This is a genomic window from Amycolatopsis sp. NPDC003676, assembly GCF_053587275.1.
In genome coordinates this window covers 1-25166 of record NZ_JBSFNS010000062.1, presented here as the reverse complement: position 1 = coordinate 25166, position 25166 = coordinate 1, and the positions used below count along the sequence as shown (strand labels likewise).

The window sequence follows — 25166 nt, the reverse complement described above, 5'->3', positions numbered from 1 at the left end:
CTGTGCGGCTCGTCACCCGATCCCGGACATTAGCGGGCACATCACCGCCGCTGTCACTCGGGAGAGTTAATTTCGGAATTCGTTCTCACCGGGTTCACAGGATCGTTGTGCTTCTCCCGTTCACCGCACGCACGGCACCCCGCCTCCGGACAATTCGTCGGCGGGCGTAACCGGGGAGACCGGCACCGGGTCCACCTCGTCGGCCTTTTCCCGGAAATCGGTGCCGAGCACCAGTTTCAACTCCCCCGCGGCCAGCGCGCCGTCGTAGCCCACGCCGTACCCGCCGCCGAGCGCGGCCACGAGTTTCGCCGCCGAAGCGGAATCCCCGCGCCCGTAGCGGACGACGGTGCGGTGGGTGTGCCGCGCGCTGGACAAGCGCCCGGCGCGGTATCCCCGCGACGGGAGCGTCTTCAGCACCCGGGCGGCCGCGCCCTCACGGCCGCTCGCGTTCACCACGTCGACGGCGGGCCCGGCCGTCGCGGCAGGCGGCGGCGGGACCGTCCGGCCGAGCAACCGAGCGGCGGCGGCGCGGATTTTCACCGGATCGACAATGTTGACGTCTTCGCCCCGTGCGTCTTTTTCGAACCTTTCGACCGGAAGCGACGCCAGTGTCAGATCCCCGCCGGCGAACGTTTCCGCCTGCCGGGCCAGCGCATTCAAGTCGAGCCCGGAATCGATCGCGATGTTCTGTTTCGCGACCGAAACCAGCTGTCCGAGTTTCACCGGATCACCGAACACCCGGCCTTCTTTCAGCTGATGCGCCAGCGAAACGAGAAACGCTTGCTGCCGCCGTTCCCGGTCCAGGTCGGTGAACTCGTGCCGCTGATCGTGGCCCTGCCGCACGAACGCGAGGGCCTGCGCCGCGGAAATCCGCTGCTGCCCGGCCGGGAAATCCGCTCCGGAATAACTGTCGCGCGTGCTGTCGGCCAAACACACCGTGATCGGCTGCACGACCTGGGCGAGCTGGAAGAACGCGACAAGGGTGACTTCGACGAAATGGTCCACCGCGACTCCGCCGAGAAACTGGCGCACCGTCGCGACTTCTGCCGCGCGGCCGGCGTCCCGGGACCTCTGCTCGCGAGCCGCCTTCTCGGTGACGCCTTGCGCGGCAAGACGTTTGGACTCCGCGGCGAACGCGTACCCGTAAGCCTCCTTGATCTTGCCCTTGCACACCCCGTCCGGGCAGCCGGAGAGATCGGTGTAGTCGTCGCGCGGGATCGAGATGACCGTCGGATGCCCGCCGTCGGCCGGAACGTGCAGCAGCATCAGGACGTCGGTGTTGTAGCCGCCGACGTTCTGGTCCCCCGCGTGCAATTGTTCGTACAACTCGGCGGGCAGCGGTTCGCCCCGTTCGTCGAGCCGCGAATCGAGACCCATGACGAGGATGTTCGTGTCCCCGCCCGGCCGGGCCTGCCCGTCGAGCGCGGTGGACGTGGTGACCCCGGACAGCAGCGCGCGCAGTTCGGCCCACCCGTAGGCGGCCCCGCCCAGCAGCATGGCGACGAGTGCGACCACGCCGATCCGCTCGGCCCAGTGCCCGTTCGCGCGCTCCATCGCTCACCGCTCCTCCCTCCGGCGGCACCCGGTCTACTCCGGGTTCCCTGTGAGAGCGATGAGAGAGAAGGCCGGTCGGGCAATCCGCCGAGGTCAAACGGGCGACCCGGTGCCGAACAGCACACTTTGGAGGGTCAGCGCCGGCTCCGGCACAGGACGCCGGAAGTACGTGAGGGTTCCCCTCACGGAATCTGATTCCCTGAGGGTTCCCCTCACGCACTTCTGCGGGAGCGGGGTCAGCGGCGCCGTTCGCGAAGATCGCCCGGCCGGACGCCGACGAGCAGCACCACGACGGCGAGCAGGACGATGCCCGCGCTGATCTGCAGCCCCAGCGACAGGCTCCCGGTCGCGGATTCGATGAACCCGAGCAGCGACGGCGAAGCGGCGGCGGCGAACGAACCCATCGACGTCACCACCGCGATCCCGGTGGCCGCCGCCCGGTCGTTCAGGTAGATCGACGGGATCGAATAGAACACCGTCAGCCCGGAGTAGTGCGCGGCCGCCATGACCGCGAGCAACAGGATGATCACCACGACGTTGCCGCCGGACACCGAGATCGCCAGCATCGCGAACGCCGCCACGATCCAGCTCGTCGCCGCGTGCCAGCGCCGCTCCAGGGTGCGGTCGGAGTGCCTGCCGACCAGCAGCATCACCACGATGCCGAGCAGCGGCGGGATCGCCGAGAAGAAGCCGAGGTTCAGGACGTTGCCGACGCCGGCGTTGGCGATGATCCGCGGCGTCCAGTACGAGACGGCGTTCGCGAGCGTGTACGCGCCGCACGCGCAGAGCCCGAGGATCCAGACCTTCGGGTCGCGCAGGGCGAGCAGCAGGCCGCTGTGTTTCTCAGTCGCCGGGCCTTTGTCGCGGCGGTCTGCTTCGAGGTCGGCGCGCACGGCCGCCTTCTGTTCCGGGGTGAGCCACTTCGCCTGCTCCGGACCGTCGGTGACGAAGAGCAGCACGAGCCCGGCCAGCAGGATCGGCGGGATCCCCTCGATCAGGAACAGCCACTGCCAGTCCGCGAGCCCGCCGACGCCGCCGAGCGAGTGCATGATCCAGCCGGACATCACCGAGCCGAGCGCGCCGGACACCGGGATGCCGATGAAGAACACGGCCGTCATCCGCGTCCGCCGCGACGACGGGAACCACAGCGACAGCAGATACAGCGCGCCGGGGAAGAACCCGGCTTCGGCGACGCCGAGCAGGAAGCGCGCGGCGTAGAACATGATCTCGTTGTGCACGAACAGGGTCACCACGGTCATCACGCCCCAGGTGGCCATGATCCGCGCGAGCGTCTTGCGCGCGCCGATGCGGGCGAGCAGCGCGTTGCTCGGGACTTCGAAGAGGATGAAGCCGACGAAGAACAGCGTGACGCCGAGCCCGTACACCGCCGGGCCGAAGCCGAGGTCCCGTTTGAGGCCCTGCTGCGCGATCCCGATGTTCGTGCGGTCGATGTAGCTGACGACGTAACACAGCACCAGCAGCGGCATGACGCGCCGGGCGATCGTGCGATAGGTCGCTTTGCGGTCGACAGCGGCGGTAGCGGCGGTTGCCGGAGCGCCGGTGACAGCGGATGGTTCGGCCACGGCTGAGACTCCTTCGTCCGGATCGGGCGAGTGGCAGTCTCCGCATCGAGTGTTGAGTTTGTCAACACCCATCGGGTAACGGCTACGATGTCCGGCCATGGCCGAACGCGCAGACGGACACGACCTGGTCCCCATCGCCGGACTGCTGTCCTACCGGCTCTCGCGCACGTCGTCGGCGATGTCGCGCAGCGCCGCGGTGCGCTACCGGCGGGACTTCGACGTGAGCCTCGGCGAATGGCGCGCGATCGCGCTCATCGCGGCCGACCCGACGCTCACGCTCAACCGGCTCGCCCGCCGCGCCGGACTCGACAAAGCGCAGATGAGCCGCGTGGTCAGCAGGCTGACCGACCGAGGACTGGTGAACCGCACGGCCGGGTCCGGGCGCACGTCGCAGCTGGCGCTGACCGCCGAGGGCACCCGGGTGTACCGCGGCCTGATCACCGCCGCCAACGAGCGCGACGCGGACTTCCTCGCCGTGCTCACCGGCGAAGAGGCCCGGGTGCTGGACCGCGCGCTCGACAAACTGGCCGAGCACGCGCTGGCCGTCGAGGAGAGTGAGCGGGCTCACCCGGCCGCCGAGCAGTGTTGACTTTATCAACACCCTCGCGTACTCCTGGAACCACCGACGAGGAGGTGGGCCCAGGATGTCCGACGCCGTCACGATCTGCGAGTGTTTCGCCCGCGACGGGCTGCAGCACGAGCCGGAGCCCGTGCCGACCGCGACGAAGATCGCGCTGCTGAACTCCTTCGCGCGCACCGGTTTCCGCCGGATCGAGGCGACCAGCTACAGCCATCCCGCGCGGGTGCCCGGGTTCTCCGACGCCTCCGAGGTGCTCGCCGGGATCGACCGGAGCCCGGGCGTCGCGTTCAAGGCGACCTGCCCGAACCCGCGTGCTGTCGAACGCGCGCTCGCCGACCTCGAAGCCGGGCACGGCACCGAGGAACTGAGCCTGCTGGTGTCGGCCACCGAGGCGCACACCGAACAGAACCTGCGCACCACGCGCGCCGGGCAGTGGGAGCGCGTGGCCGAGATGGTCAAGCTCGCCGACGGACGGTTTCGCCTGGTCGGAGTGGTTTCGGTGGCGTTCGGCTGTCCGTTCGAGGGCAAGGTAGACCCGGGCCGGGTGGCCGAGGACGTCGCGCGGTTCGCCGACCTCGGCGCGAGCCTGGTGACCCTCGGCGACACCACCGGCGTCGCGACCCCGGGCTCGGTGCGCGCGCTGTACACCCGGCTGGCGCGGGAAAACCCGGAACTGCCGCTGGTCGCGCATCTGCACAACACGCGCGGGACCGGGATCGCGAACGCCGTCGCCGCGTTGGAAGCCGGGTGCCGGCATTTCGATTCCGCGATGGGCGGCGTCGGCGGGCATCCGGCGAAGATCGGCTACGGGGCCGGGCTCACCGGCAATGTGTGCACAGAGGACTTGGCCAGTCTGTTCGCCGCGATGGGCGTCGACACCGGCCTCGATCTCGACCAACTCGCCGCGGCGTCCGCGGCCTGCGAAGAAGCGCTCGGCCGGCCGCTGTACAGCATGGTCGCCCGCGCCGGCTTCGCGTCTGTCTGACTTTTCTTTGGGGAGAAACCTGTGCTGCTGACCGAAAATCACGACGCCGTCCGCGTTCTTACGTTGAATCGGCCGGACAAACTCAACGCGCTCGACACTGCGCTCACTCGCGCTCTCGATGCTGCATTGGATGAAGCCGGGCGGGATCCGAGTGTCCGCGCTGTCGTTTTGACGGGGGCTGGGCGCGGCTTTTGTGCCGGTGCTGATTTGAACGAGTTCTCGTCGCTCACCCCTGATCAGCCGGAAGCCGTTCTCGAACGCGCTGCGCTCACTGCCCGGCTGCAGACGCGCATGCAGCAGCTGCCGGTCCCGGTGGTCAGCGCGGTGCGCGGGGCGGCTGTCGGCGGGGGTGCCGGGCTGGCGATCGGGGCGGACCTGGTGGTCGCCGGGTCGGATTTGAAGTTCGGGTATCCGGAGCTGAAGCATTCGATCGTGCCCGCGCTGGTGATGACCGGGCTGGTCCGGCATCTGGGCCGCAAGCTGGCGTTCGAGCTGGTCAGCACCGGTCGGCTGCTCACCGCCGCGGAGGCCTCGTCTTACGGGCTGGTGAACCAAGTGGTCGAACCTGCCGAGATCGTGCCCGCCGCGCTCGCCGTCGCGCAGCGCTGGGCCTCGGTCGAACCCCGCGCGCTCGCGGCGGCCAAGGACCTCTTCTATCGCGTCGCGGACCTGCCGACGGACGCCGCGATGCGGGCGGGCCAGGACGTCAACGCGCTGATGCGCGGGTTCCGGTCATGACCGGACCGCTCGCCGGGGTCACCGTGCTGGACCTTTCCCGGGTCCTCGCCGCGCCGCTGGCCACGCAGATCCTCGCCGAACTCGGCGCGACCGTGATCAAGGTCGAACGCCCTGGTTCCGGAGATGAGACCCGCGGCTTCGAACCCCGGCTGCCGCACGGCGAAAGCGCGTACTTCTTCGCCTTCAACCGCGGCAAGCAATCGGTCACTGTGGACTTGAAGGACCCGCGCGGCCGTGATGTCGTGCGGAAGCTGGCCGCGCGCGCCGACGTCGTCGTGGAGAACTTCCTGCCCGGCACGCTCGACCGGCTCGGCCTTGGCTACGCCGAACTGGCCGCGGAGAATCCCGGCCTCGTGCTGGTGTCCGCGACCGGCTTCGGCCAGACCGGGCCGGACGCGCACCGCAAGGGCTACGACACGGTATTCCAGGCGCTGTCCGGCGTGATGGCGATGACCGGAGATCCCGCTGGTCCGCCCGCGAAAACCGGGGTGCCGGTGGCGGACCTGACGTCCGGGCTGTGGGTGGTGATCGCGGTGCTGACCGGACTCGCCGGGCGTTCGTCCGACGGCCGTGGCCGACACCTCGACGTGGCGATGATGGACGTCCAGCTCAGCCTGCACGCGCTGAACGCCGCCCGGCTGTTCGCACTCGGCGAGGACCCCGTCCGCACCGGGACCGAACATCCGGGGCGGGTGCCGTCGGCGGCGTTCCAGGCCGGGGACGGCGAATGGCTGCACATCAGCGGCAGCGACCAGCATTGGGGACCGCTGTGCACCGTGCTCGGATTGTCCGCTCTGGCCGCTGACCCATCGCTGCAGCACAACGCGGGGCGCGTCGAACACCGCGCACGCGTCATGAAGGCGCTGCGCGGCGCGATCGCCCAGCACGACCGGGACCAGCTGGTCAAAGAACTGCAGGCAGCCGAGGTTCCCGTTGGCGCCGTGCGGTCAGTCCGGGAGGCACTGGCCGATCCGCACGCCATCGCGCGGGGCGTCGTCGGCGAGTTCACGCATCCCGTCGAAGGTTCGTTCCCAGCGCTGCGCACGCCGTTGCGCGAGACTGCCGGAGACGCCCCTTTGCCGGGAACGCCGCCGGTGCTGGGCGCGGACACTGACGTCGTGCTGCGCGAGTTGGCGGGACTGTCGGACGGCGAGATCGAGGGCCTGCGGGCCGCGGGAGTGATCTGATGAACGAACGCGTGACGCTGGACGTCGCCGAAGGAATCGCCCGCGTCGAACTGGCCCGGCCCTCGGCGCGCAACGCCGTGGATCTCGCGATGTGCCACGCCCTGAAGGAAGCTTTCGACGCCGTTGACATCTCAGACGCCCGGGTTGTGCTGCTCAGTGGTGCCGGTCCGGTCTTCTGCGCCGGTGCGGATCTGAAGGAACGGACCGGCAAGGACGCCGCCTGGGTCCGCCGCCGCCGAGTCGCCTCCTTCGCGGCCTACGCGGCGATCGAGGCCTGCCGCTGCCCCGTTGTCGCGCTGGTGCACGGCACCGTTGTCGGCTCCGGCGGGGAAATCACCCTCGCCGCCGACTTCGCTCTTGCCGCGTCGGGCACCGTTTTCCGCTTCCCTGAACCGCATTGGGGCACCGTCGGCGCAACGCAACGCCTCCAGCGAGCCATCGGGAAACGCCGGGCAAAGGAGCTGTTGTTCACCAATACGCCGCTGTCCGCTGTGGACGCTGCCTCGCTCGGCCTGGTGAACCGCGTCGTCCCCGACCTCGCTGCCGCCGGAGCCGAGGTCGCCACCGCGATCGCCGCCGCCCCGCCCGGCGCGATCGCCCTGACCAAACGGGCCGTCGACCTGGGTTCGGAAACCGACCTTGACCGCGGCATCCGGATCGAAATGTCCGCCATCGAACAGAACCTCGCCGACGACAGCTGGCGCGACGGCGTCGCCCGGTTCACTGGAGAGACCCGATGACCGACCTGCGCACCGCGTGCCCGCTCACCGTCCAGGACGCCCTCGCCCGGGCCGCGCTTTTGGCTCCCGATGTCGAAGCCGTCGTCACCGCCGACGCCCGGATCACCTACCGGGAACTGGCTCTGGAGGTGGCCCGCGTACGCGGCGCCCTGGCCGCCTCCGGGATCGGCCGAGGCTCCCGGGTCGGGCTCTGCCTGGGCAACACTCCCGAGTGGGTCACGCTGTTCCTGGCTTTGGGTTCGCTTGGCGCGCTGGTGGTTCCGGTCAACACCCGCTTCACCGCGGACGAGGTGCACTACACGCTCGCCCACGCCGGTGTGAGCACTCTGTTCGCCGCCGAGCGTGTCTTGAACGTCGATTTCCCTGCGCTGTTTTCTGAGGCCGGTATTGAACCTGGCTGCGCGACTCTGCCTGCTTTGCAGCGGATCATCATCCTGGGTCAAGACAGCTGGACCGATTTCCTGGCCGCTGGTTCTCCCGCGGAGCCGATTGCCACTCCGGACGATCTTCTTCTGGTGCAATACACTTCCGGCACGACGTCGCGTCCCAAGGGCGTCCTCCTAACCCACCGCAGCATGTGCGCCGACGCTTTCTTTTCCGGTGCCCGCCTGGGTTTGCGCCCCGGCGACCGATTCCACTCGGCGCGCCCGTTCTTCCACGTCGCCGGAAGCACCCTGTCGGTGTTGTCCTCCCTGCAACACGCCACCACCTTGGTGACGATGCCGAAGTTCGAACCAGCGGAAGCGTTGCGGCTACTGGAAGCTGAGCGTTGTACGCACTTCTCCGGCAACGACACCATCGCCCTGCTCCTGCTCAACCACCCCGACCGTCCGCAGCGCCGCCTTTCCCTGCGCGGCGCGTGGGTCGCCGCGTCGCCGACCGTCGTGCGCCGGGTCATCGACGAACTCGGTGCCCGCGAATGCGTTGCCGGGTATGGTCTTTCCGAAGCCTCCCCCAATGTGGCCCAATCCGCCTGGTGGGAACCGGAAGAGATCCGCGCTTCGGGAGCCATGGCCCCCGAACCCGGCGTGGAAATCCGCATCCGCTCCCTGGACGACACCCGCGACTGCGCCCCCGGCGAACCCGGCTCGGTGCTCGTGCGGGGCTGGAACGTCATGCAAGGCTACCTGGACGACCCAGTCCGGACCGCCGAAACCATCGACGCCGACGGCTGGCTGTCCACCGGAGACGTCGGTCTGCTCGACGACTCCGGCCGGTTCCATTTCACCGGCCGGACCAAGGAAATCATCCGGGTTGGCGGGGAAAACGTCGCACCCGCCGATGTCGAAGACGTGCTGCACCGCCATCCCGCCGTCCGCCAGGCTGCTGTCGTCGGAGTCCCCGATGAGCGGTTGATCGAAGTGCCTTTCGCCTTTGTCGTGCTGACTACGCCGGGCATTTCGGAAGAAGACCTGCTTTTGTGGGCGAAAGAACGGTTGGCCGGGTTCAAAGTCCCGCGACACCTGCGCATTGTGGACGGTTTCGAGGCCATCGGCATGACCGCCAGCGCGAAGGTCCAGAAGAACCAACTGGCTCGCTACGCCCGGGCCCTGCTGGAGAACTCATGACGCGGCTGCGTACTTCGGTCACCGACTTGCTGGGCCTGGACCTGCCCATCATCCAGGCGGGCATGTCGTGGGCTTCGTCGTCCTCGGCTCTGCCTTTAGCCGTCAGCAACTCCGGCGGTTTGGGCGTCGTCGCCGCGGGCCCGATGCGCCTGCCCGATCTTGCCCGGGTGCTGGACGAAATGGCCGCCGGAACCGACCGTCCGTGGGCCGTGAACCTGCCCCTCTACCGCGCCGGTGCTGACGAGGTCATCGACCTGCTGCTGTCCCGCCGTCCCCCCGTGCTGATCGCCTCCCAAGGCGGCCCGCGCCGGTATCTGGACCGGTTCCACGCCGGTGGAACCCGATGCCTGCACGTCGTCGCCGGGGTCTCGCATGCTCTGAAAGCCGCTGCCGCCGGTGTCGACGGCTTGGTCGTCGTCGGTGCCGAAGCTGGCGGACATCCGCCGCCGGGGATGGTCACCACGCAGGTTTTGGTGCGTGCCGTGGTCTCCGCAGTGCCGTCGATCCCGGTGATCGCCTCCGGCGGGATTGCCGATGGCGCCGGACTGGCCGCGATGCTGGCCCTGGGCGCGGGCGCGGCCCAGTTCGGGACCCGGTTCCTGGCAAGCTCCGAGGCGACCGTGCATCGGTCTTATCAGGAGGCAGTGCTGGCCGCTGGCGTCGACGACACCCGGACGGTGGGCCGAGGATTGGGCGTGATCCGTGCGCTGTCGAACGATTTCACCGCGCGGATGGCGGATCTGGAGGCTTCCGGTGCTGAGGAGTCTTTGCGGCGGAAGGTTTTTCAGGATTCCTCGCTGAAGGACGCAGCGTTGCACGGTGACGTCGCTACGGGGAAAGTGGAGGCCGGTCAGTCGGCTGGGCTGATCACAGAAGTCCTTCCGGCAGCGGAGATCGTCGCGCGGATCACGGAGGAATACGCGGCTGTGGTGCGTCGGCTGCCTCAGGTTGAGAGCTGATTGCTCCGTTCAGCGCAATCCTGCCGATGATCGAATTTCGGTAGGATGCGCCGGTGAGCCACCCGCCCCCGGACGATGACCCGGAACTGCTCTCGCGAAGACACTCGATCGACGAACTCGCCCAGGCTTCCGGTTGGACCGGCGGAATCCGCCAAGGCCGAGACTGGGCTGACGTCGAACGAAAACTCGGCGTCTCCCTGCCGGACGACTACAAAGCGATGCTCTCCCGCTTCCCCTCAGGCTTCTTCCGCAACGCCGTCTCCTTCGAAAACCCCATCGACGCCCGCGTCGACCTGGAGGAGTTCGCCCGCGACTGCGTAGGGAGGGTCGTCGCGACCCTCAGCGACGAACGCCTGGAATACCTGTGCGACACCGGCTACGCGCCGTTCCCCGAGCCCGCCGGACTCCTCCCCTGGGGCGGGGACCTTCAGGGCGGCATGTTCTGCTGGCTGACCGAGCCCGCCGACCCGAACCAGTGGCCGATCGCCTACTACAGCGCGGACCTCCGCGAATGGTTCGAATACGACGGCGGGGTCGTCGAAATGATCCGGGAAGTCCTCGCCCGCCCCGGCGGCGACAATCTCCTCCGCCGCGACCTCGATCACGAAGAGCCGGTCTTCCGAATCCCGTCCACCTATGCCGGCGAATCGCGCGGCTGGATCCCGGACGCGGAGTACCGATGACCGCGCGATCGACCGACGAACTCGCCCAAGCCTCCGGCTGGACCGGAGGAATCCGCCGAGGCCGGGACTGGGCCGAGGTCGAACAGGCCGTCGGCATCAGGTTCCCCGACGACTACAAGGCCCTGATGGCCAAGTTCCCGTCAGGCTGCTTCCGCGGCGCCGTCAACTTCGCCAATCCCATCGACGTGCGCATCGACCTGGCCAAGTTCGTCCAGGACGACATCCACGGAGTGCTCGAGTCCTTCGCCGGCCCCTGGGGAGATTTCCTCGAAGGCACGGACTACCGGCTGTTCCCCGAACCCGGCGGCCTCCTCCCCTGGGCCAACGACACCGGCGGCGGCGTGTTCTTCTGGCGGACCAGTTCCGAGGACCCGAACCACTGGCCAGTGGTCTTCTGGGACCGCGGCACGTTCGAGTGGAACGAACACCCCGGCGGAGTGGTCGAGGTCATCTGGGAAGTCCTCACTGGCGCGGACAACATCCTCCGCATGGATCTCGGCTACGAGAAACCGGTCTTCCGCGTCCCGTCGACCCACCTGGGAGACGGAAAATGGCTGCCGCACAAGCAATACCGCTAACCAAGAAGCGGAAGTCAGCTATCCGTCTCCGCTGCCGCGAGACGCTCGATGATCCGCCGAGGCACCTGGATCAGCACCCCGCTCGCCACGCCGAGCGCACCGAGCATGTACAGCGTCACCGTGTTCGACACATCCACCGCATGTGCGAGCCTTGCTTCCGAAGCGCTCAGCAGGATCACCGCCCGCACCGCTGCTGCGGCCAGCAGAATCACGCCCATCAACGCGGTCAGCGCACGCTGCCACCGCCGGTACCGCGGCACGGAACTCCACGCGTACGCGAAAGCCCGTTCCCGCGCCGGGTCGCCGAAACTCGCGGCTGACGCGGCGAAAACGTGTGTCAGCGGAGCCCGTCGAAGCAGCGTGGCGAGGCAGAAAATCCCAGCTGCCAGGACGTAAGCTGCCTCGCGCAACGCGGCCACCCGCGGGTTCTGCGTCACCAGCGTCAGGGTGAGCGTCGCGGCCAGCTCAACCAGGACCAGCAGCCCGACCAGGTCGATCCGGCGACGGCGGATTGTCGTAGCGACGGCGAGCACCGCGACCGCCAGCGCCGGTCCCGTCAACGACCAGAAGACGCCCGCCCCGCACGCGCGCAGCACGTAATAGCCCCCGACGGAGACCGCGACTTCGAGCAGCGCCACACCGAGACTCCGGCCCTCCATCAGCCCCTCCTCCCCGTAGTCTGTTACAGACTAGTATGATACAGACTATGGCACCTCGAGGGAACCTGTCGCCGGTCGTTCTCGCGGTTCTCGCGCTCCTGGCCGAGGAACCGCGACACGCCTACGGGATGCAGCAGCTGATCAAGGAACGCGGTGTCGACCTGGTCGTGAATGTCCGCACCCGGTCGGGTCTGCACACCGCACTGGAGCGGCTCGTGCGCGACGGACTGGTCCGCGTGCACGCTCTCGAACGCGCGGAAGGGCGGCCCGAGCGCACGCTTTACGAGATCACTCCGGCAGGACGGGAAACGTTGCTGAGCGCGGTCCGATCCGGCATCGCGAGCCCGGCTGCGGAGTTCCCGCTTTTTCCGGCGGCGGTGTCTTTTCTGCACCTGCTCACCCCGGAAGACGCCTTGATCCGGTTGCGGCAGCGGATCGACGCGCTGCAAGAAGGTCTCGACGCCACCGAAGCCGTGCTCCGCGCCTCGCACGATGCCCACGTCCCGCGGCTACACCTGCTGGAGCACGAACACCGCACAGCCGTCGTCACCGCGGAACTGACGTGGCTTCGCGAAGTGTGCGCAGACCTGGAGACCGGCGAACTCAGCTGGCAGCAATACGCCTGACCTCACCAGCTGTCCGGCTGCCGCCCGTCCAAGTCAGTCACCCCGTACTCCCTCGCCAGCTCCGCCGAACTCACCGACCGCTGATTCCACCGTTCCCGCAACGGGTCCGCCGCCATCGCGGCCACCCCGCGGCCCACATACCGCGGCGATTCCGACTCGGCGAACCCCGGCGGAGCCCCAGCCTCCAACGCCGAACGCCAGTTCTCCTCGCTGACCCCGTAAGCGTCGAGCATCATCTCCGACCGCAGCCACCCCGGCGTCACCGCAACCGCCGCAGCTCCGCAAGCAGCCAGCTCATGCCCCTGCGAAAAAGCCAGCCGATTCACCGAAGCCTTGGCCAGGTCGTAGAACACCGAAATCCGATACGGCGAAGCATTATGCAGCGCAGTGCCGTCAGTAACCTCGACCAACAACCCGCCAGGCTCGCGAATCACCAGCGGCAGCAGGAAATGCGACGTAACCAGATGCGTCTCCACACCGAGCCGAAGAATCCGCAGCCCCGCATCAAGGTCGTGCTCCCACACCGGCGTATTCCACTCCGCCGGACCGCCTTTGAGCCGCTCCGCACCCCAAATGTCGTTGACCAGCAAGTGAAGCCGACCATACTCGGACTCAAGAAAGGAGGCCAACCGCCGGACGTCATCGTGGTCCAAATGGTCAGCAACGAACGGAACGCCAACCCCACCGAGCTGGGATACCAGCGCAGCCGTCTCCTCGACAGTCTCCGGCCGGTCGTAGTCCGAACGTCGAATTCCGCTCGAGCTGCTGCGTCCAGTACAGATCACCGTCGCCCCGGCCTCGCCCAGCGCAGCGGCAATCCCCCGGCCAGCACCGCGGGTCGCCCCCGCGACGAGGGCGACCCGGTCGTGCAGATCTGGCGGCATCGGGCCAGTGTGGCACCGGCCGACGAAAAACTCAGCTCGAAGCGGTGCTCAGCTCCCGGCCCCGCAACGCGAAACGCTGGATCTTGCCGCTCGGGGTCTTCGGCAGTTCCGCCACGAAGTGGATCCGCCGCGGGTAAACGTGCGCGGCCAGGCGGGTTTTGACGGTCTGCTTCAACTCGTCGACCAGTTCGTCCGACCCGTCAACACCCGGGTTCAGCACGACGTAGGCCACCACCAGCTCGCCGCGCAGTTCGTCCGGCGCGCCGATCACCGCGGCTTCCGCGACAGCCTCGTGTTGCGTCAGCGCGCTTTCCACCTCGAACGGCCCGATCCGGTAGCCCGCCATCAGGATCACGTCGTCGTCGCGCGAGCCGAAGGTCAGGTAGCCGTCGCGGTCGCGGGCGGCGATGTCGCCGGTGTAGTACCAGCGCCCGTCGGCGCTGAAGCGTTCCGCGGTCCGCTCGGGGGCGTCGCGGTAGCCGGAGAACGGCATCAGCGGGCTGGCGGACACGTCGATCGCGACGCGCCCGGTTTCGCCGACCTCCGCGATCTCGTCGCTGCCCGCCTTCAGGACCTCGACGGCGAACCCGGGCAGCGGCCGTCCCATCGACCCGGTCTTGACCGGCGCGATCAGGGCCGGATGCCAGGCGTTGCCGACGACCATGCCCGTTTCGGTCTGGCCGTAGTGGTCGCGCACGGGGCAGCCGAGCACTTCCTCGGCCCAGGTCACGACGTCCGGCGTCAGCGGCTCCCCGGCCGACGAGCAGTGCCGCAGCCGCAGCCCGGCCGGCACCGGCAGGCCCGAGCTGCGCAGCGCGCGGTACACCGTGGGCCCGGCGGTGAAGTTGGTGACGCCGAAGCGTTCGAGCACCTGCCAGGTCAGTTCAGGGCTGAACCCGGCGTGCAGCAGCAGGCTGCGCCGGCCGGTCGCAAGCGGGCCCAGCAAGGCGAAGTACAGCCCGTACGCCCAGCCCGGGTCGGCGGCGTTCCAGAAGACGTCCTCGTCGGTCTGGTCGAGGCAGAACTGCTGGTAGGAGTGGATTCCGGCGAGCCCGCGCAGCGGCACCGGCACTGCCTTCGGGGTGCCGGTGGTGCCGGAGGTGAAGATCTCGACCAGCGTGCCGTCGCCGCCGACCGCGACCGGGTCGGGCAGCGGGTGTGGTTCGTCCAGCAGCGCCTCGAAGGACAGGTCGCCGCCGGACGCTTCGCCGGTCGTCACGACGATCCGCGACGGGTCGGCGGGCAGGTCCCCGCCCGGGTCGAGCTTGGCGCGCTGACCAGCGTCGACGACGACCACGCGGGTTCCGTTGCCGACGATCCGCTGGGCGATCGCGGGCGGGGCGAACGCGGTGAACAACGGCACATGGACCGCGCCGAGCCGCCAGATCGCGAGCAGCGCCGTGACCAATTCAGCGGACTTGCCCATGAGCGTCGCGACCCGGTCGCCGGGACGCACGCCGTGCGCGGCCAGTGCGGCAGCGAACCGGGCGGAGGCGGCCTCGAGCTGGCCGTACGTGAGGTCGCGGCTGCTGAGGTCGGCCTCGACGAGGGTGAACGCGACGGCGTCGGCGGGATGGCGTCCGCACAGCAAATGGGTCGCGTCCGCGTCCGGCGCGGCGTAGGTCTGCAGCAGGTCGAAGGTGGTCCGCTCAGGGCTCACAGCGTGCTCCACGGTCGTCGTTGGCCGGTGTCGGCGGTACTATCACCGCACGTCAGCAGGCCCACTACCCCCGAAAAGGGGTGACGCCCCGATGCCCGTCACCGATCCCGGCCCGGCCGAGGACGTCGCGGAGGTCCGTCGCGCGCTGGTGCGGCTGCGCGGAGCCGCGCAGGTCCCGCTGTCCTTCGGCGGCGTGGTCGCCGACGGTCGCCGCCTGCGGATGACCGAGCTGGTCGGGAACTCGACGACGTCGCTGCTGGGCCTGGTCGTCGCGGAGGGCAAGGGCCTGGGCGGGCGTGCGATCGGCGTGCGGAAACCGGTGGTGCTGCCGGACTACTACACCAGCGAAGCGATCAGCCACCACTTCGACCGCGCCGTGCAGGCCGAGGGCGTGCGCTCGGTGATGGCGGTGCCGGTGATCGTGTCCCGCACCGTCCGGGCGGTCCTCTACGGCGCGGTCCGCGAGCACGTCCGCTTCGGCGACCGCTCGGTCACCGCGATGGTCGAGGTGGCCCGTGACCTGGAGCAGGAGCTGGCGATCCGCGCCGAGGTGCGCCGCCGGCTGGAACTGCTCGCCCCCGCCCCGGACGTCGCGTCCGGCGAACCGGCCGACCGCGAAACGGTCCGGGAAAGCCACGCCGAACTCCGCCGCATCGTCGCTTCCCTCGACGATCCGGACCTGCGCGATCGTCTCGACGCCGTCTGCCGCTCGCTCGCCGGCGGCGCTCCCGAAGGTCCGCGACCGACGCTTTCGGCGCGCGAACTCGACGTTCTGGCCGGTGCGGCGGCCGGGCAAACGAACGCGGACATCGCCGAGGCGCTCGGGCTGGGTGCGGAGACGGTGAAGAGCTACCTGCGCAACGCGATGCGGAAGCTGGACGCGAAGACCCGCCTCCAAGCGGTCAATGCCGCGCGCCGAGCGAACCTGCTGCCTTAGCTGGCGACGGTAGCGAAGCTGTCTGCTGTCGAGCAAGTGACCGACCTGCACTGAGAGCCTGCTCGTTCGGCATGCAGCTGAGCGAGCAGGCTATTGCAGCACTCTCAGTCTCGACGCAGCGTCATGCCGCGCGGCCTCCCCCTGCTTTGGGTCAGCCGTCTCCGCTACTAGATGGCTCCAGCAGATGCCGACGTTCGACCTCCCGCTCTCCCGCCCAGGTGATCGTAATGCGATAATCACCCGCATGCACGAACGCCTTTTCGTCAAGGGAGCGGATTGTTCGCCGAATATTCTTGCGCATCGATTCGTTAACCCATTGAACAAGGTCGGAAAGAACCACGCCGTGTGCGCCGACATGATAAAGGAGAACCAAAACAAACTCGCCCGCGCGGAGGTCAGAACGAAGCACCTTTGGATGATCGCCAAAGGTCTGGATCACCGGATATCGCCGCGTCACCAAGTCCTGCACCATTTTCTGCGCAAGGCTCGCATCCACCCTTCCACTCAATCGAACAAACTCAGCCACAGTCCAGTCAAGCACCGAAGCAACCAATGTCGCATCTTGCAGATTCGGATCGATTCCGTCACCAAGGTGCGCCGCATCCCGACTGTTTCTAATGTCGTACACAACTCGCAATACTCGCGGAAGGTAAATGCGGACCGATTTTGGAAAACTATTCGATCTCATACTTGAAAGACGTCCTTCGATTCCCTTAGTGTCAAGCGAATCGCCGAGCGCAGTGTATGAGCCCGTCGTCATCGACTCAAGAATCCGGTAAGCTGCCTCGCAGAAACGCCCGCCTTCAACAGCATTGAGCCGATGTCCGCCCAAGTAGTAATTTCGCTTAGCTTCCCCGTATGACTCCAGCAGCTCGCGCACCAGCGCCGGCTCATACGATGCCTCCAGAACCTCGCGCGCACTGGCAGTCATTCGTCCGATCCATCAGTCGGCAACGATTTCCGACTACCTCCCGATGTCCGCTTAACCCGGTAGCGATGCTCCTGCAAAGCCGCCTTTACCGCTTCACGGTCGGGCAGCGCTTCAACCATCGCCTCGCCTCGCGCAGTCAATTGCTTCGCACCCTGCCCGGCAGAAACAAGATATCCGCTCGTACGGTCGGCGTTGTCCATGTCACGCGAGAGGTTGCCAAACTTCTGACCAGCTGCTTCGATGTTCATCGCCGCAATGTCCGCCGTCTTGAAATGGGGTTGATTCCTACGTCGTCCAAGATAGTAGGCGAGGCACGCAACACGTTCCGCCTGAGACTGCGGCTTTTTCCGGCTAATGAAATCCCGCGGGTTTTCATCGACAGCCGCAACCTCTAGGGCATCCACACCGCGCGCCGTCGCATTTTCTGAACCTTCAACAACCACCCCGGAAACCCCCAGGGAATCTATCAACCAAGAAATCGCGCGCTTACGTGCCTCTTTTTCCAACACCGAAAGCACCTCATAAGAGGATCGCATTGCGTCCAGCTCCTCCATTCCACGATCCACTAGAAGGAAGTCATCCGACCCACTCGCAGTCTTCGGCGGAACATTCTGATCAATAGCTTCACCTGCCGGATCCAGCGACTTTTTCTCAAATTCCTCAGCAGGAACATCGTTCACATCCATCACATCTCCCGATCTCCTCGTACACCATGACGGATCCAACGGTATCCGCTTCATTGCCTGTCGATGTCGCAGTTAAGTCGCACATTCGCTGCTGACATTTAGACAACAGGAGTCTGCGCAGCTCGTAGCTGCTGGCGTTCACTCGAAAAGGGCACGGCCATGCCCTACTTGTCCGGTACCATCAGCACCGGCCCATGGAGGTGATCACCACGTCGCGGACACGAAAGAACATCCAGGCAACCGGCCACCTGCTGAGAAAAATTCTCTCCGAGCATCCTGGCTGTCGAGAGCAGTGGCAGATTTATACCGAGCGCACCACCGACGCGCTCAACCAGGCCGCAGTAGCAAAAGTGATTGAGAAATACCTCTGGAACAAACAATCCCTACCTGGCGATAAGGACGCACGGGCATTCAAAGACCTCGTCAGTCGCGCGGTTTCCGGCACAACCCTGTCGACAAGTACGCTACTCTTGTTCATTAGGGCGTTTAACCTGGCTCAGACCGACCAAGACAGGCTCTGGGCACTATACACTTACGCCCGCGATCCAGAATGCGAAATCACCCACACGCTCCGCCTTCGACGGGAGACGTTGCGAAAACAGAGGCATCGCACCGTAAATCTGGTCGAGCGATACACTGTGAACAGCGCGGGCCAACTCATGACACGACACACCACGCATACCATACGAGCAACAGAAGACGGCGTCGATGTCTATCTGTTCAATCATGAGCCGCAAGCGACCAAGGTCGAAGTAGTCTACGGAGGACGAACAGGACGCAGTCATGAATACGGCGGCGGCCTTCGCAGCATTGAAATTGAATTGGATCACCCGTTAAGCAACGGCGAGTCAACCAGCCTTGACTACTACACATTATTCGACGAAACCGGAGTTCAGATTAACGAAGTACGCCGAACAGCGTTCGCTCGCGTCGAGAACATTGACATGGCTGTCGAGTTCACTGGCTCGCCCCCCGACGCCGCCTGGTGGTGTGTTTGGACCGACCAGTTGGAGGGGACCACCGTCGAGGAACGGGTTGTTGACGTCGCCAGGGGTTCCATCCGTCAATTCACGAGCTCAATCGAGGAAACAGTAGTGGGGTTCCGCTGGACTCGATAGAAGCGGCCTGGGGCACTTCTGTCCGTGCTTTCAGCGCTGCACCCGATACACGCATGAGAAGCGTGCTGGGATTCACCGTCGGACCTCCGAAGATTCCGATCGGTCCCGGCTGGCCAGAGCCAGCGACTCCAGCAGCGGAACCGTCCGCTCCCACCCGAGGCAAGGATCCGTCCGGCTCACCGCCGGATCCGCGGGCACCCGCTCCGGATCCTGTGCCCCGTCCCGCAGATACGACTCGATCATCACCCCGGCGACCGCGGCCCCGTCCCGGATCTGCCCCGCCACGTCGGCGATCACGCCCGGCTGCCGGTTGTGGTCCTTCCCGCTGTTCCCGTGCGACGCATCAACCACGGCTCTTCGCGGCAACCCGGCCTCCCCCAGCACCGCCATCGCCTCGGCGACCGACGCCGCGTCGTAATTCGGCGCCGGACCGCCGCGCAGCACCAGATGCGCGTCCGGATTCCCGCTGCTGCGCAAGGTTTTCATCCGCCCGTCCACGCCCAGCCCGGGAAACGCGTGCGCCGCCCCGGCCGCGCGGATCGCGTCCACCGCCGGACCCAGCCGTCCGGACACGCAGTTCTTCATCCCCACCGGCATCGGCAACCACGACGCCAGCTGCCGGTGCGGCTGACTGGCCACCGTCCGCGCCCCGATCGCGCCCCAGCTCACCGTGTCCGCGACATACGGCGCCAGCACCGGATCCACGAATTCGTACGCCAGCGGCAATCCGGTCGCCGCCGCGTCGAGCAGGAACTGCCGGCCCAGCCGGACCCCGGTGGAGAGATCGCCTTTGCCGTCCAGGGTCGGGTCCGGGAGAAACCCGGTCCAGCCGGTCACCGATCGCGGTTTCTCCAAGTATGCCCGCAAAACCACCACGAGATCGTCCGCGTATCGAGCCGCGGCACCGGCCAGCAATCCGGCGTAGTCCAGCGCCGCCTCCGGATCGTGCACCGAGCACGGCCCCACGATCACCAGCAACCGCGGATCGCGCCGGGCCAGCACCGCCGAGACCGTCTCGCGGTGCCGCGCGATGTCCGGCGCGACCCCGGCGGTCACCTCCACCGGGCTGGGCAACGTGTCCTGCATCTACCGGCTCCTTTCCTTAGGCAGCTTCGCCGCCCCGGCAGCCGCCACTACGACCAGGCCGAGCACCCACCAGAACGTGTCCGCGAAAGCCGCCGCGACGTCAACCCCTCGTGCGGCCAAACGGTTTTGCAACACCAGCGCCAGAACAGCGGTCCCGATCGAACCGCCCAGCGTGTTCAGCAAATTCAGCGCGCCCGCTGCTTTCGGCAGCTGCGTTTTCTCCAGGCTGCGGTACACCAACGCCAGCACCGGCGCACTGATCATCGCCGCTCCGAAACCCCGCAGCAACAACGAAATGACCAACACGACATCCGGAAGTTCCGGACCCAGCTGGGTAAACGCCGCCGTTCCCAGCGCGACCAGGCCGATCCCGGACAGCACCAGCGTCCGCGGCGCCACCCGATCCACTATGCGATGCACCAGAACCGACCCGGCTGCCGCGCCGATTCCCTGCGGCACCAACAGCAATCCGGTGTCCCACGCGTCCAGTCCGGCACCGCGCCGCAGATACAACGGCAGCAGAAACATCGTGCCGAACACCGAGGCGCCCAGCACGACCAACGCCAACGCTGCGGCCCCGAACGGCGGCCGGGCGAACAATCGCGGATCCAGCAACGGCGCCCGCACTCGCAATCCGTGCCGGACAAACGCGGCCAGCATCAGCAAACCCAGCACAACCGCCGCCGAGGAAAGCAGCTTGGGGTATCCGTCGGAGAATCCGGTAAGTCCGAAAACCACCGCGGCGAGTCCGGGCGAAAGCAAAGCGGCACCGCGGAAATCGAACGGCTCGCGCGGATCAGTCGGTGCGTCCGCCGCGACATACCGCAGTCCGAGCAGCACCGCGACGACGCCGACCGGCAGGTTGACGTAGAACAGCCACGGCCAGTCCGCGACGTTGAGGATCGCCCCGCTCGCCAGCGGCCCCAGCACCGGCGAAAGCAATGGCACGACGCCGACGACACTGATCAGCCGCCCGATCCGCTCCGGTCCGGCCGCCCGCGCCAGCAACGCCTGTCCAGTCGGCGGCAGCAGACCACCGGCCAGCCCTTGCAGCACCCGGAACGCCACCAGCATCGGCAGCGAACTCGCCAGCCCGCACAACAGGGACGCCAGCACGAACACGACCACCGCGGTCAGCCAGGTCCGCCGCCCGCCGAACCGCGCGGCGAGCCAGCCCGACGCGGGTACGGCGGCCACCACCGCGAGCAGATACGCCGTGGTGACCCACTGGACCTCGGTGACGGACGCGTCGAACCGCTGCGCCAGCGTCTCGACGCCGACGGAGACGATCGTGCTGTCGAGCGTCGCCATGAACGTGCCCAGCACGAGCACGAACGCGGTCCGCCACAGGTTCACCGCAGCCACTCGCCCGCGTCGTCGTCCAATCGCGAGGGGAGCTCGGCCAGGAATCGCAGCAGGTCCGCGACCAGCGATCGGGCTTCGGCGGCCGTCAGAATCCCGGCCTGGTAACCGAATACGCCGGACCAGCCGCCCGCGAGTTCGGGCACCACGGTCACCGTCATCGGGTAGTGCGTGCGTTCGCGGAAACGGGTCCCGGTGATCCGCAGCCCGGGAGCCGGTTCACGCAATTTCGCCGGGTCGACCGGGTAGTTCTCGAACACGACGAGGCTGTCGAACAACCGGTCCTGGCCAGTCAGCGCGGCCAATTCGGCGAGGCCTACGTGCTGGTGTGCGAGCAGTTCCTGTTGCCGGGTTTGAGTTTGCGCCAGTGTCTCCCCCACGGTTCCGGCAAACCGGACCCGCACTGGCACCGTGTTCGCAAGCAGCCCGAGGATCTCCTCTATACCGTCCACTTCGGACGTCCGGCCGGACACCATCGCCCCGAAAGCAACATCGGCGACTCCGGCCCGAGACGCGAGCACCGCCGCCCACGCGCCCTGCAGCAACGTCCCAGCCGTAACCCCGTGCCGAGCACCAGCTTGAGTCAGCTCGGCAACCAACGGAGCGTCCACAGTGAACAGTTCCGGTTCGACCGCCGCAGGCTGTCCACACAGGAGCTTCCGCGACGGCAGATCAGCCAGCTCCGTCCGCCACGCGTACCCGCTGACGGCGTGGTCCCGCGCGGCGAGCCACCGCGTGTACCGCGACACCGGCACCGCCTCGGGCAGCGACTCCCCGGAGTACCCGGCGAACAACTCAGCCAGAATCCGCGGCGCCGACCAGCCGTCGGACAGCAGGTGATGGCTGGTGAGCACCAATTCGTGGCGGTCCGGGCCGTGCCGAAGCACAGTCACCCGCAGCAACGGCCCATTGGCGAGGTCGAACGGCTCGGCTAGATCTTCGACAAGCAACCGCTCGACGTCATCCTCGACCGAGCGCACCCGGAAGCCGACCCGCGGCTCCGTCGGCAGCACCTGCACCTCGTGCCCGTCCGGGAAGACCGCGCCCAGGTTCGGATGCCGCCGCACCAACGCGTTCGCCGCAGCCTCCACCGCGCGTACGTCCAGTGCTCCGGCCAGCGAGAACGCCGCTTGCACCGGGTACGGATCCTCGTCCGCGGCCCGCGATTCGCGCAGGATCAGCTCCTGCAGCGGCGTCAGCGGCAGCAGCTCGCCAGCGGGAACCGCAGCAGCCAGCGCCGTGAGTTCCTCCCGGAACGCCGCGCCCAAAGCCGCGACCTCGTCCGCGCTGAACTCCGAGGACGGCCAGGTGAACCGCACCGCGAGCCGGTCGTCGCGCACCATCGCGTTCACCATCAGCGCGTGCGCGAGCGGGCCGCCCTCGGAGCCGAGCGGATCGGCGTCCGGCGGGCGCTGCCACGGCGTCTCCGTCTGCGGTGCCGCCTCGAACCGGCCGAGGTAGTTCCAGCTGATGTCCGCCCCGGTCGACGTTCCGCCGAGGATGCCGTACCCGAGCCCGTCGCCGGCGGCGCGGAGCTGATCGCGGACCGCGGCGATCGCCGTCTCCCCGTCTGGCGGGGTGATCCGTGCCGGGTACATCGCGGTGAACCAGCCGACCGTGCGAGACAGGTCGATGGCTCTGGCGAAGTCCGGCGTGTGGTCCGGACGGCCGTGGCTCTCGAGCGCGACGAGCAACTCCGAACCGCGCCAAGCCCGCGCGAAAGCGGTGAGCAGCACAGCGTCCGGGCCGGTCCGGTACGCGCCCGGCAACGTCGTCAGCACCGCCTGCGTGATCTCCGCCGACACCTCGATCTCGTGGTGCCGCGCAGTGCCACTCACCGGACGGGCTGAAGCCGAAACCCGTTGCCAGTGCGGGCTTTCCACCTGCCGCGCAGGCTTGGCCGCGACCATCGCGCGCGCCCAGCCGAGGAACGACGGGCCGCGGTCGGGCAGCGGGTGGCCGGGATACGCCTGCTCAAGGTCGTCGAGAAGAATCCGCCACGACACCGCGTCCACGACGAGATGGTGTGCAACGAGCGCGAGCCGCCCCGGACGCGCCGGTCCGGCATCCACCCACACCGCACGCAGCATCGGACCCGTTCGCGGGTCCATTGTGGACCGGACGGCGGCGATCCGGTCGTCGAGCAGCGCCCGCAGGTCTGCGTCCTCGCCCGCCGGGACGACCATCAGCACGTCCGCCCCGGTCACCGCGCCAGGCTCCGGAACGCGCAGCACATCACCGGCCAGGTGCGAACGCAGCACGTCGTGCCGTTCGAGCACCGCGTCAAGAGCCGCCCGCCACTTCGGCACATCACCGCCCGACGGTACGCACACCTCGACCCACTGACAGAACCCGTCGGCGGCCGAGCCAGCGCGTTCCAGCAGCTCACGCATGACGGGCGTCAGCGGCGCGTCCCCGACCGCGGGTGTTAGGTCCGGCGACACCACGACGGTCTGGTCACTGCAGCGCGCCGCGATCCCGGCGATGGTGCCGCCCTCGAACACGTCCCGTGCGGTCAGATGCAGGCCCTCCCGGCGAGCACGCGCGACCAGCCGGAGCGACGCGATGCTGTCGCCGCCAGCGTCGAGGAACCCGTCGTCGATCGTGACGTCCGGGCCGAGCAGTTCCCGAACCACTTGCAGCAGCACGGTTTCCGCCTCGGTCGCCGGTTGCCGAGCCGCCGCGACATTGCGCGGTCCAGGCGCGGGCAGCGCGGTCCGGTCGAGCTTGCCGCTGGGCCCGAGCGGCAGCCGCTCCAGCGAAAGCACTGCCGACGGCACCATATGCGCAGGCAGCTCAACGGCCAGATACTCGCGCAGCGCGGCCGGATCCGGGTCCGCGCCGCCGACCGGCACGACGTAGCCGACCAGCCGCCGGTCCCCCGGCCGGTCCTCGCGCACGAGCACGACCGCCGCCCGCACGTCCGGATGCCGCGCCAGCGCCGATTCGATCTCGCCCGGCTCGATCCGGAACCCGCGCAGTTTGACCTGGTGGTCGGCGCGGCCGAGGAACACCAACTGGCCGTCCGGCCGCCAGCGCACCAGGTCGCCGGTGCGGTACATCCGGTCGCCGGGCGCGCCGAACGGGTCGGCCACGAACCGCTCCGCGGTCTGCCCCGGCCGGTTCACGTACCCCCGCGCGAGCTTCGGCCCGGCCAGGTACAGCTCGCCGGTGACGCCGGTCCCGACCGGCCGCAGCCCCGCGTCCAGCACATACGCCCGCACCTGCGGGTCCGGCCGTCCGATCGGCAGCGGGCCGGGATCGTCGGCGGAATACACCCAGGTGACGGAGTTGATCGTGACCTCGGTCGGGCCGTAGGCGTTGAACAGCGCCCGCCGGCCGCCCCAGCGGTGCGCCAGCTCCGGGTCGAGCCGCTCGGCGCCGACGACGAAGAACACCTCCGGGTCCACCGTCGCGTCGTCCGGCATCGCGGACAGGAACGACGGCAGCAGGTTCAACCCGGTGACGCGGTGTTCGGCGGCGTAGGCGAGCAGGTCGTCGCCGGACCCGCGGACCTCCTCCGGCGCGATCACCGAGGTGCCGCCGGACAGCAGCGGCAGGAAGAACTGCCAGTACGACACGTCGAAACTCGTGGACGCGAAGTGCAGGTACCGCTCGCCGTGCCGGATGCCGACGACGTCCTCCTGCAGCGCGACCAGGCTCGGGATGCCGCGATGGGTGATCGCGACGCCCTTGGGTTTTCCGGTGGTGCCGGACGTGTAGATCACATACGCCAGCGAGTCCGGCGACGGAACCACGTCGTCCCAAGTAGACGGTCCATTCAGGACGAGCGGGTCGATCACCGGGATGCCGAAGCCGGGGTCCGAAGTGGACACAACGGCGGCGGGCGCGCTGTCCTTGACCAGATGCGCCAACCGTTCCGCGGGATATGTGGGGTCCATCGGAACGTGTACCGCACCGGCCTTGAGCACGCCGAACAGCGCGACGACCAGGTCGATGTCCCGTTCCAGCAGCACCGCGACCGGGTCTTGTTCCCGCACCCCGGCCTCGCGCAAGGCGTGCGCGAGCTGGTTCGCCTTCCGGTCCAGTTCCGCGTAGGTC

General features: G+C 68.0%; 22 protein-coding genes. 12 read left to right on the top strand and 10 right to left on the bottom strand.

Going from position 1 to position 25166, the window contains the following annotated elements; translation table 11 throughout:
• Positions 1–120 precede the first annotated feature (120 nt).
• Entirely contained in the window at positions 121–1554 is a 1434-nt protein-coding gene (locus ACWDNU_RS29070; RefSeq protein ID WP_449671239.1) for an LCP family protein, read from the bottom strand.
• A 236-nt stretch (positions 1555–1790) separates the two neighbouring features.
• Complete coding sequence (locus ACWDNU_RS29065; RefSeq protein WP_449671238.1) at positions 1791–3137, bottom strand: MFS transporter; 1347 nt, start codon at positions 3135–3137, stop codon at positions 1791–1793.
• A gap of 97 nt (positions 3138–3234) precedes the next feature.
• Here ACWDNU_RS29065 and ACWDNU_RS29060 point away from each other — a divergent pair, with 97 nt between their 5' ends.
• From ACWDNU_RS29060 to ACWDNU_RS29020, 9 genes are read left to right on the top strand one after another with little or no spacing between them, the layout of a single operon-like run.
• A complete protein-coding gene (locus tag ACWDNU_RS29060; protein WP_449671237.1) occupies positions 3235–3726 on the top strand; it encodes a MarR family winged helix-turn-helix transcriptional regulator in 492 nt (163 codons plus the stop codon).
• A 55-nt stretch (positions 3727–3781) separates the two neighbouring features.
• Positions 3782–4702: a hydroxymethylglutaryl-CoA lyase gene (locus ACWDNU_RS29055; RefSeq protein WP_449671236.1), complete on the top strand. Its 921-nt coding sequence runs from the start codon at positions 3782–3784 to the stop codon at positions 4700–4702.
• 21 nt (positions 4703–4723) lie between these two features.
• Complete coding sequence (locus ACWDNU_RS29050; RefSeq protein WP_449671235.1) at positions 4724–5440, top strand: enoyl-CoA hydratase/isomerase family protein; 717 nt, start codon at positions 4724–4726, stop codon at positions 5438–5440.
• A complete protein-coding gene (locus ACWDNU_RS29045) occupies positions 5437–6627 on the top strand; it encodes a CaiB/BaiF CoA transferase family protein (protein ID WP_449671234.1) in 1191 nt (396 codons plus the stop codon). The genes ACWDNU_RS29050 and ACWDNU_RS29045 overlap by 4 nt, the downstream gene beginning before the upstream one ends.
• Positions 6627–7367 carry an enoyl-CoA hydratase/isomerase family protein gene (locus ACWDNU_RS29040; protein ID WP_449671233.1) on the top strand — a complete coding sequence of 247 codons (741 nt, stop codon included), beginning with the start codon at positions 6627–6629 and terminating at the stop codon, positions 7365–7367. Before ACWDNU_RS29045 ends, ACWDNU_RS29040 begins: the two co-directional genes overlap by 1 nt.
• Complete coding sequence (locus ACWDNU_RS29035) at positions 7364–8935, top strand: AMP-binding protein (protein ID WP_449671232.1); 1572 nt, start codon at positions 7364–7366, stop codon at positions 8933–8935. The genes ACWDNU_RS29040 and ACWDNU_RS29035 overlap by 4 nt, the downstream gene beginning before the upstream one ends.
• Positions 8932–9894, top strand: a complete 963-nt coding sequence (locus tag ACWDNU_RS29030; protein ID WP_449671231.1) for an NAD(P)H-dependent flavin oxidoreductase — start codon at positions 8932–8934, stop codon at positions 9892–9894. The genes ACWDNU_RS29035 and ACWDNU_RS29030 overlap by 4 nt, the downstream gene beginning before the upstream one ends.
• 53 nt (positions 9895–9947) lie before the next feature.
• Positions 9948–10577 (top strand): SMI1/KNR4 family protein, encoded by a 630-nt coding sequence (locus tag ACWDNU_RS29025; RefSeq protein ID WP_449671230.1) that lies wholly within the window; start codon positions 9948–9950, stop codon positions 10575–10577.
• On the top strand, positions 10574–11155 hold the full coding sequence (locus ACWDNU_RS29020) for an SMI1/KNR4 family protein (protein WP_449671229.1): 582 nt from the start codon (positions 10574–10576) through the stop codon (positions 11153–11155). Before ACWDNU_RS29025 ends, ACWDNU_RS29020 begins: the two co-directional genes overlap by 4 nt.
• A gap of 14 nt (positions 11156–11169) precedes the next feature.
• On the opposite strand, the gene ACWDNU_RS29015 is transcribed toward ACWDNU_RS29020, so the two are convergent.
• Positions 11170–11814, bottom strand: coding sequence for a VC0807 family protein (locus ACWDNU_RS29015; RefSeq protein ID WP_370938235.1), 645 nt, complete (start codon positions 11812–11814; stop codon positions 11170–11172).
• A gap of 47 nt (positions 11815–11861) precedes the next feature.
• Between ACWDNU_RS29015 and ACWDNU_RS29010 the strand changes: the two genes are divergently transcribed.
• Positions 11862–12440, top strand: coding sequence for a PadR family transcriptional regulator (locus ACWDNU_RS29010; RefSeq protein ID WP_370938236.1), 579 nt, complete (start codon positions 11862–11864; stop codon positions 12438–12440).
• Positions 12441–12442: 2 nt separating this feature from the next.
• On the opposite strand, the gene ACWDNU_RS29005 is transcribed toward ACWDNU_RS29010, so the two are convergent.
• Together ACWDNU_RS29005 and ACWDNU_RS29000 are read right to left on the bottom strand one after the other, a co-directional pair.
• The gene (locus ACWDNU_RS29005) at positions 12443–13324 is read right to left on the bottom strand and encodes an SDR family oxidoreductase (RefSeq protein ID WP_449671228.1); all 882 of its coding nucleotides are present in this window, start codon (positions 13322–13324) and stop codon (positions 12443–12445) included.
• A gap of 31 nt (positions 13325–13355) precedes the next feature.
• Positions 13356–14984: an AMP-binding protein gene (locus ACWDNU_RS29000; RefSeq protein WP_449671227.1), complete on the bottom strand. Its 1629-nt coding sequence runs from the start codon at positions 14982–14984 to the stop codon at positions 13356–13358.
• A 91-nt stretch (positions 14985–15075) separates the two neighbouring features.
• Here ACWDNU_RS29000 and ACWDNU_RS28995 point away from each other — a divergent pair, with 91 nt between their 5' ends.
• Positions 15076–15921, top strand: a complete 846-nt coding sequence (locus ACWDNU_RS28995; RefSeq protein ID WP_449671226.1) for a LuxR C-terminal-related transcriptional regulator — start codon at positions 15076–15078, stop codon at positions 15919–15921.
• A 151-nt stretch (positions 15922–16072) separates the two neighbouring features.
• Here the strand turns inward: ACWDNU_RS28995 and ACWDNU_RS28990 are convergent, their stop codons facing one another.
• Both ACWDNU_RS28990 and ACWDNU_RS28985 read right to left on the bottom strand, forming a co-directional pair.
• On the bottom strand, positions 16073–16852 hold the full coding sequence (locus ACWDNU_RS28990; RefSeq protein ID WP_449671225.1) for a hypothetical protein: 780 nt from the start codon (positions 16850–16852) through the stop codon (positions 16073–16075).
• The gene (locus ACWDNU_RS28985; protein ID WP_449671224.1) at positions 16849–17538 is read right to left on the bottom strand and encodes a hypothetical protein; all 690 of its coding nucleotides are present in this window, start codon (positions 17536–17538) and stop codon (positions 16849–16851) included. Before ACWDNU_RS28985 ends, ACWDNU_RS28990 begins: the two co-directional genes overlap by 4 nt.
• A gap of 194 nt (positions 17539–17732) precedes the next feature.
• Between ACWDNU_RS28985 and ACWDNU_RS28980 the strand changes: the two genes are divergently transcribed.
• Entirely contained in the window at positions 17733–18656 is a 924-nt protein-coding gene (locus ACWDNU_RS28980; protein WP_449671223.1) for a hypothetical protein, read from the top strand.
• 72 nt (positions 18657–18728) lie between these two features.
• Here ACWDNU_RS28980 and ACWDNU_RS28975 read toward each other — a convergent pair whose 3' ends face one another.
• From ACWDNU_RS28975 to ACWDNU_RS28965, 3 genes are all read right to left on the bottom strand, one after another.
• Entirely contained in the window at positions 18729–19742 is a 1014-nt protein-coding gene (locus ACWDNU_RS28975) for a 3-deoxy-7-phosphoheptulonate synthase (protein ID WP_449671222.1), read from the bottom strand.
• On the bottom strand, positions 19743–21053 hold the full coding sequence (locus ACWDNU_RS28970) for a DHA2 family efflux MFS transporter permease subunit (RefSeq protein WP_449671251.1): 1311 nt from the start codon (positions 21051–21053) through the stop codon (positions 19743–19745).
• 41 nt (positions 21054–21094) lie between these two features.
• Positions 21095–25166 (bottom strand): amino acid adenylation domain-containing protein (locus ACWDNU_RS28965; RefSeq protein ID WP_449671221.1); only part of this gene is annotated, 4072 nt, incomplete at its 5' end.

Excerpts from the sequence above, each read along its gene's own strand:
- ACWDNU_RS29020 (WP_449671229.1), top strand. The coding sequence starts at position 10,574 with ATGACCGCGCGATCGACCGACGAACTCGCCCAAGCCTCCGGCTGGACC.
- ACWDNU_RS29055 (WP_449671236.1), top strand. The coding sequence starts at position 3,782 with ATGTCCGACGCCGTCACGATCTGCGAGTGTTTCGCCCGCGACGGGCTG.
- ACWDNU_RS29035 (WP_449671232.1), top strand. The coding sequence starts at position 7,364 with ATGACCGACCTGCGCACCGCGTGCCCGCTCACCGTCCAGGACGCCCTC.
- ACWDNU_RS29005 (WP_449671228.1), bottom strand. The coding sequence starts at position 13,324 with ATGCCGCCAGATCTGCACGACCGGGTCGCCCTCGTCGCGGGGGCGACC.
- ACWDNU_RS29030 (WP_449671231.1), top strand. The coding sequence starts at position 8,932 with ATGACGCGGCTGCGTACTTCGGTCACCGACTTGCTGGGCCTGGACCTG.
- ACWDNU_RS28995 (WP_449671226.1), top strand. The coding sequence starts at position 15,076 with ATGCCCGTCACCGATCCCGGCCCGGCCGAGGACGTCGCGGAGGTCCGT.
- ACWDNU_RS28990 (WP_449671225.1), bottom strand. The coding sequence starts at position 16,852 with ATGACTGCCAGTGCGCGCGAGGTTCTGGAGGCATCGTATGAGCCGGCG.
- ACWDNU_RS28980 (WP_449671223.1), top strand. The coding sequence starts at position 17,733 with ATGGAGGTGATCACCACGTCGCGGACACGAAAGAACATCCAGGCAACC.
- ACWDNU_RS29045 (WP_449671234.1), top strand. The coding sequence starts at position 5,437 with ATGACCGGACCGCTCGCCGGGGTCACCGTGCTGGACCTTTCCCGGGTC.
- ACWDNU_RS29015 (WP_370938235.1), bottom strand. The coding sequence starts at position 11,814 with ATGGAGGGCCGGAGTCTCGGTGTGGCGCTGCTCGAAGTCGCGGTCTCC.
- ACWDNU_RS28970 (WP_449671251.1), bottom strand. The coding sequence starts at position 21,053 with ATGGCGACGCTCGACAGCACGATCGTCTCCGTCGGCGTCGAGACGCTG.
- ACWDNU_RS28975 (WP_449671222.1), bottom strand. The coding sequence starts at position 19,742 with ATGCAGGACACGTTGCCCAGCCCGGTGGAGGTGACCGCCGGGGTCGCG.
- ACWDNU_RS29070 (WP_449671239.1), bottom strand. The coding sequence starts at position 1,554 with ATGGAGCGCGCGAACGGGCACTGGGCCGAGCGGATCGGCGTGGTCGCA.
- ACWDNU_RS29060 (WP_449671237.1), top strand. The coding sequence starts at position 3,235 with ATGGCCGAACGCGCAGACGGACACGACCTGGTCCCCATCGCCGGACTG.
- ACWDNU_RS28985 (WP_449671224.1), bottom strand. The coding sequence starts at position 17,538 with ATGGATGTGAACGATGTTCCTGCTGAGGAATTTGAGAAAAAGTCGCTG.
- ACWDNU_RS29040 (WP_449671233.1), top strand. The coding sequence starts at position 6,627 with ATGAACGAACGCGTGACGCTGGACGTCGCCGAAGGAATCGCCCGCGTC.
- ACWDNU_RS29010 (WP_370938236.1), top strand. The coding sequence starts at position 11,862 with ATGGCACCTCGAGGGAACCTGTCGCCGGTCGTTCTCGCGGTTCTCGCG.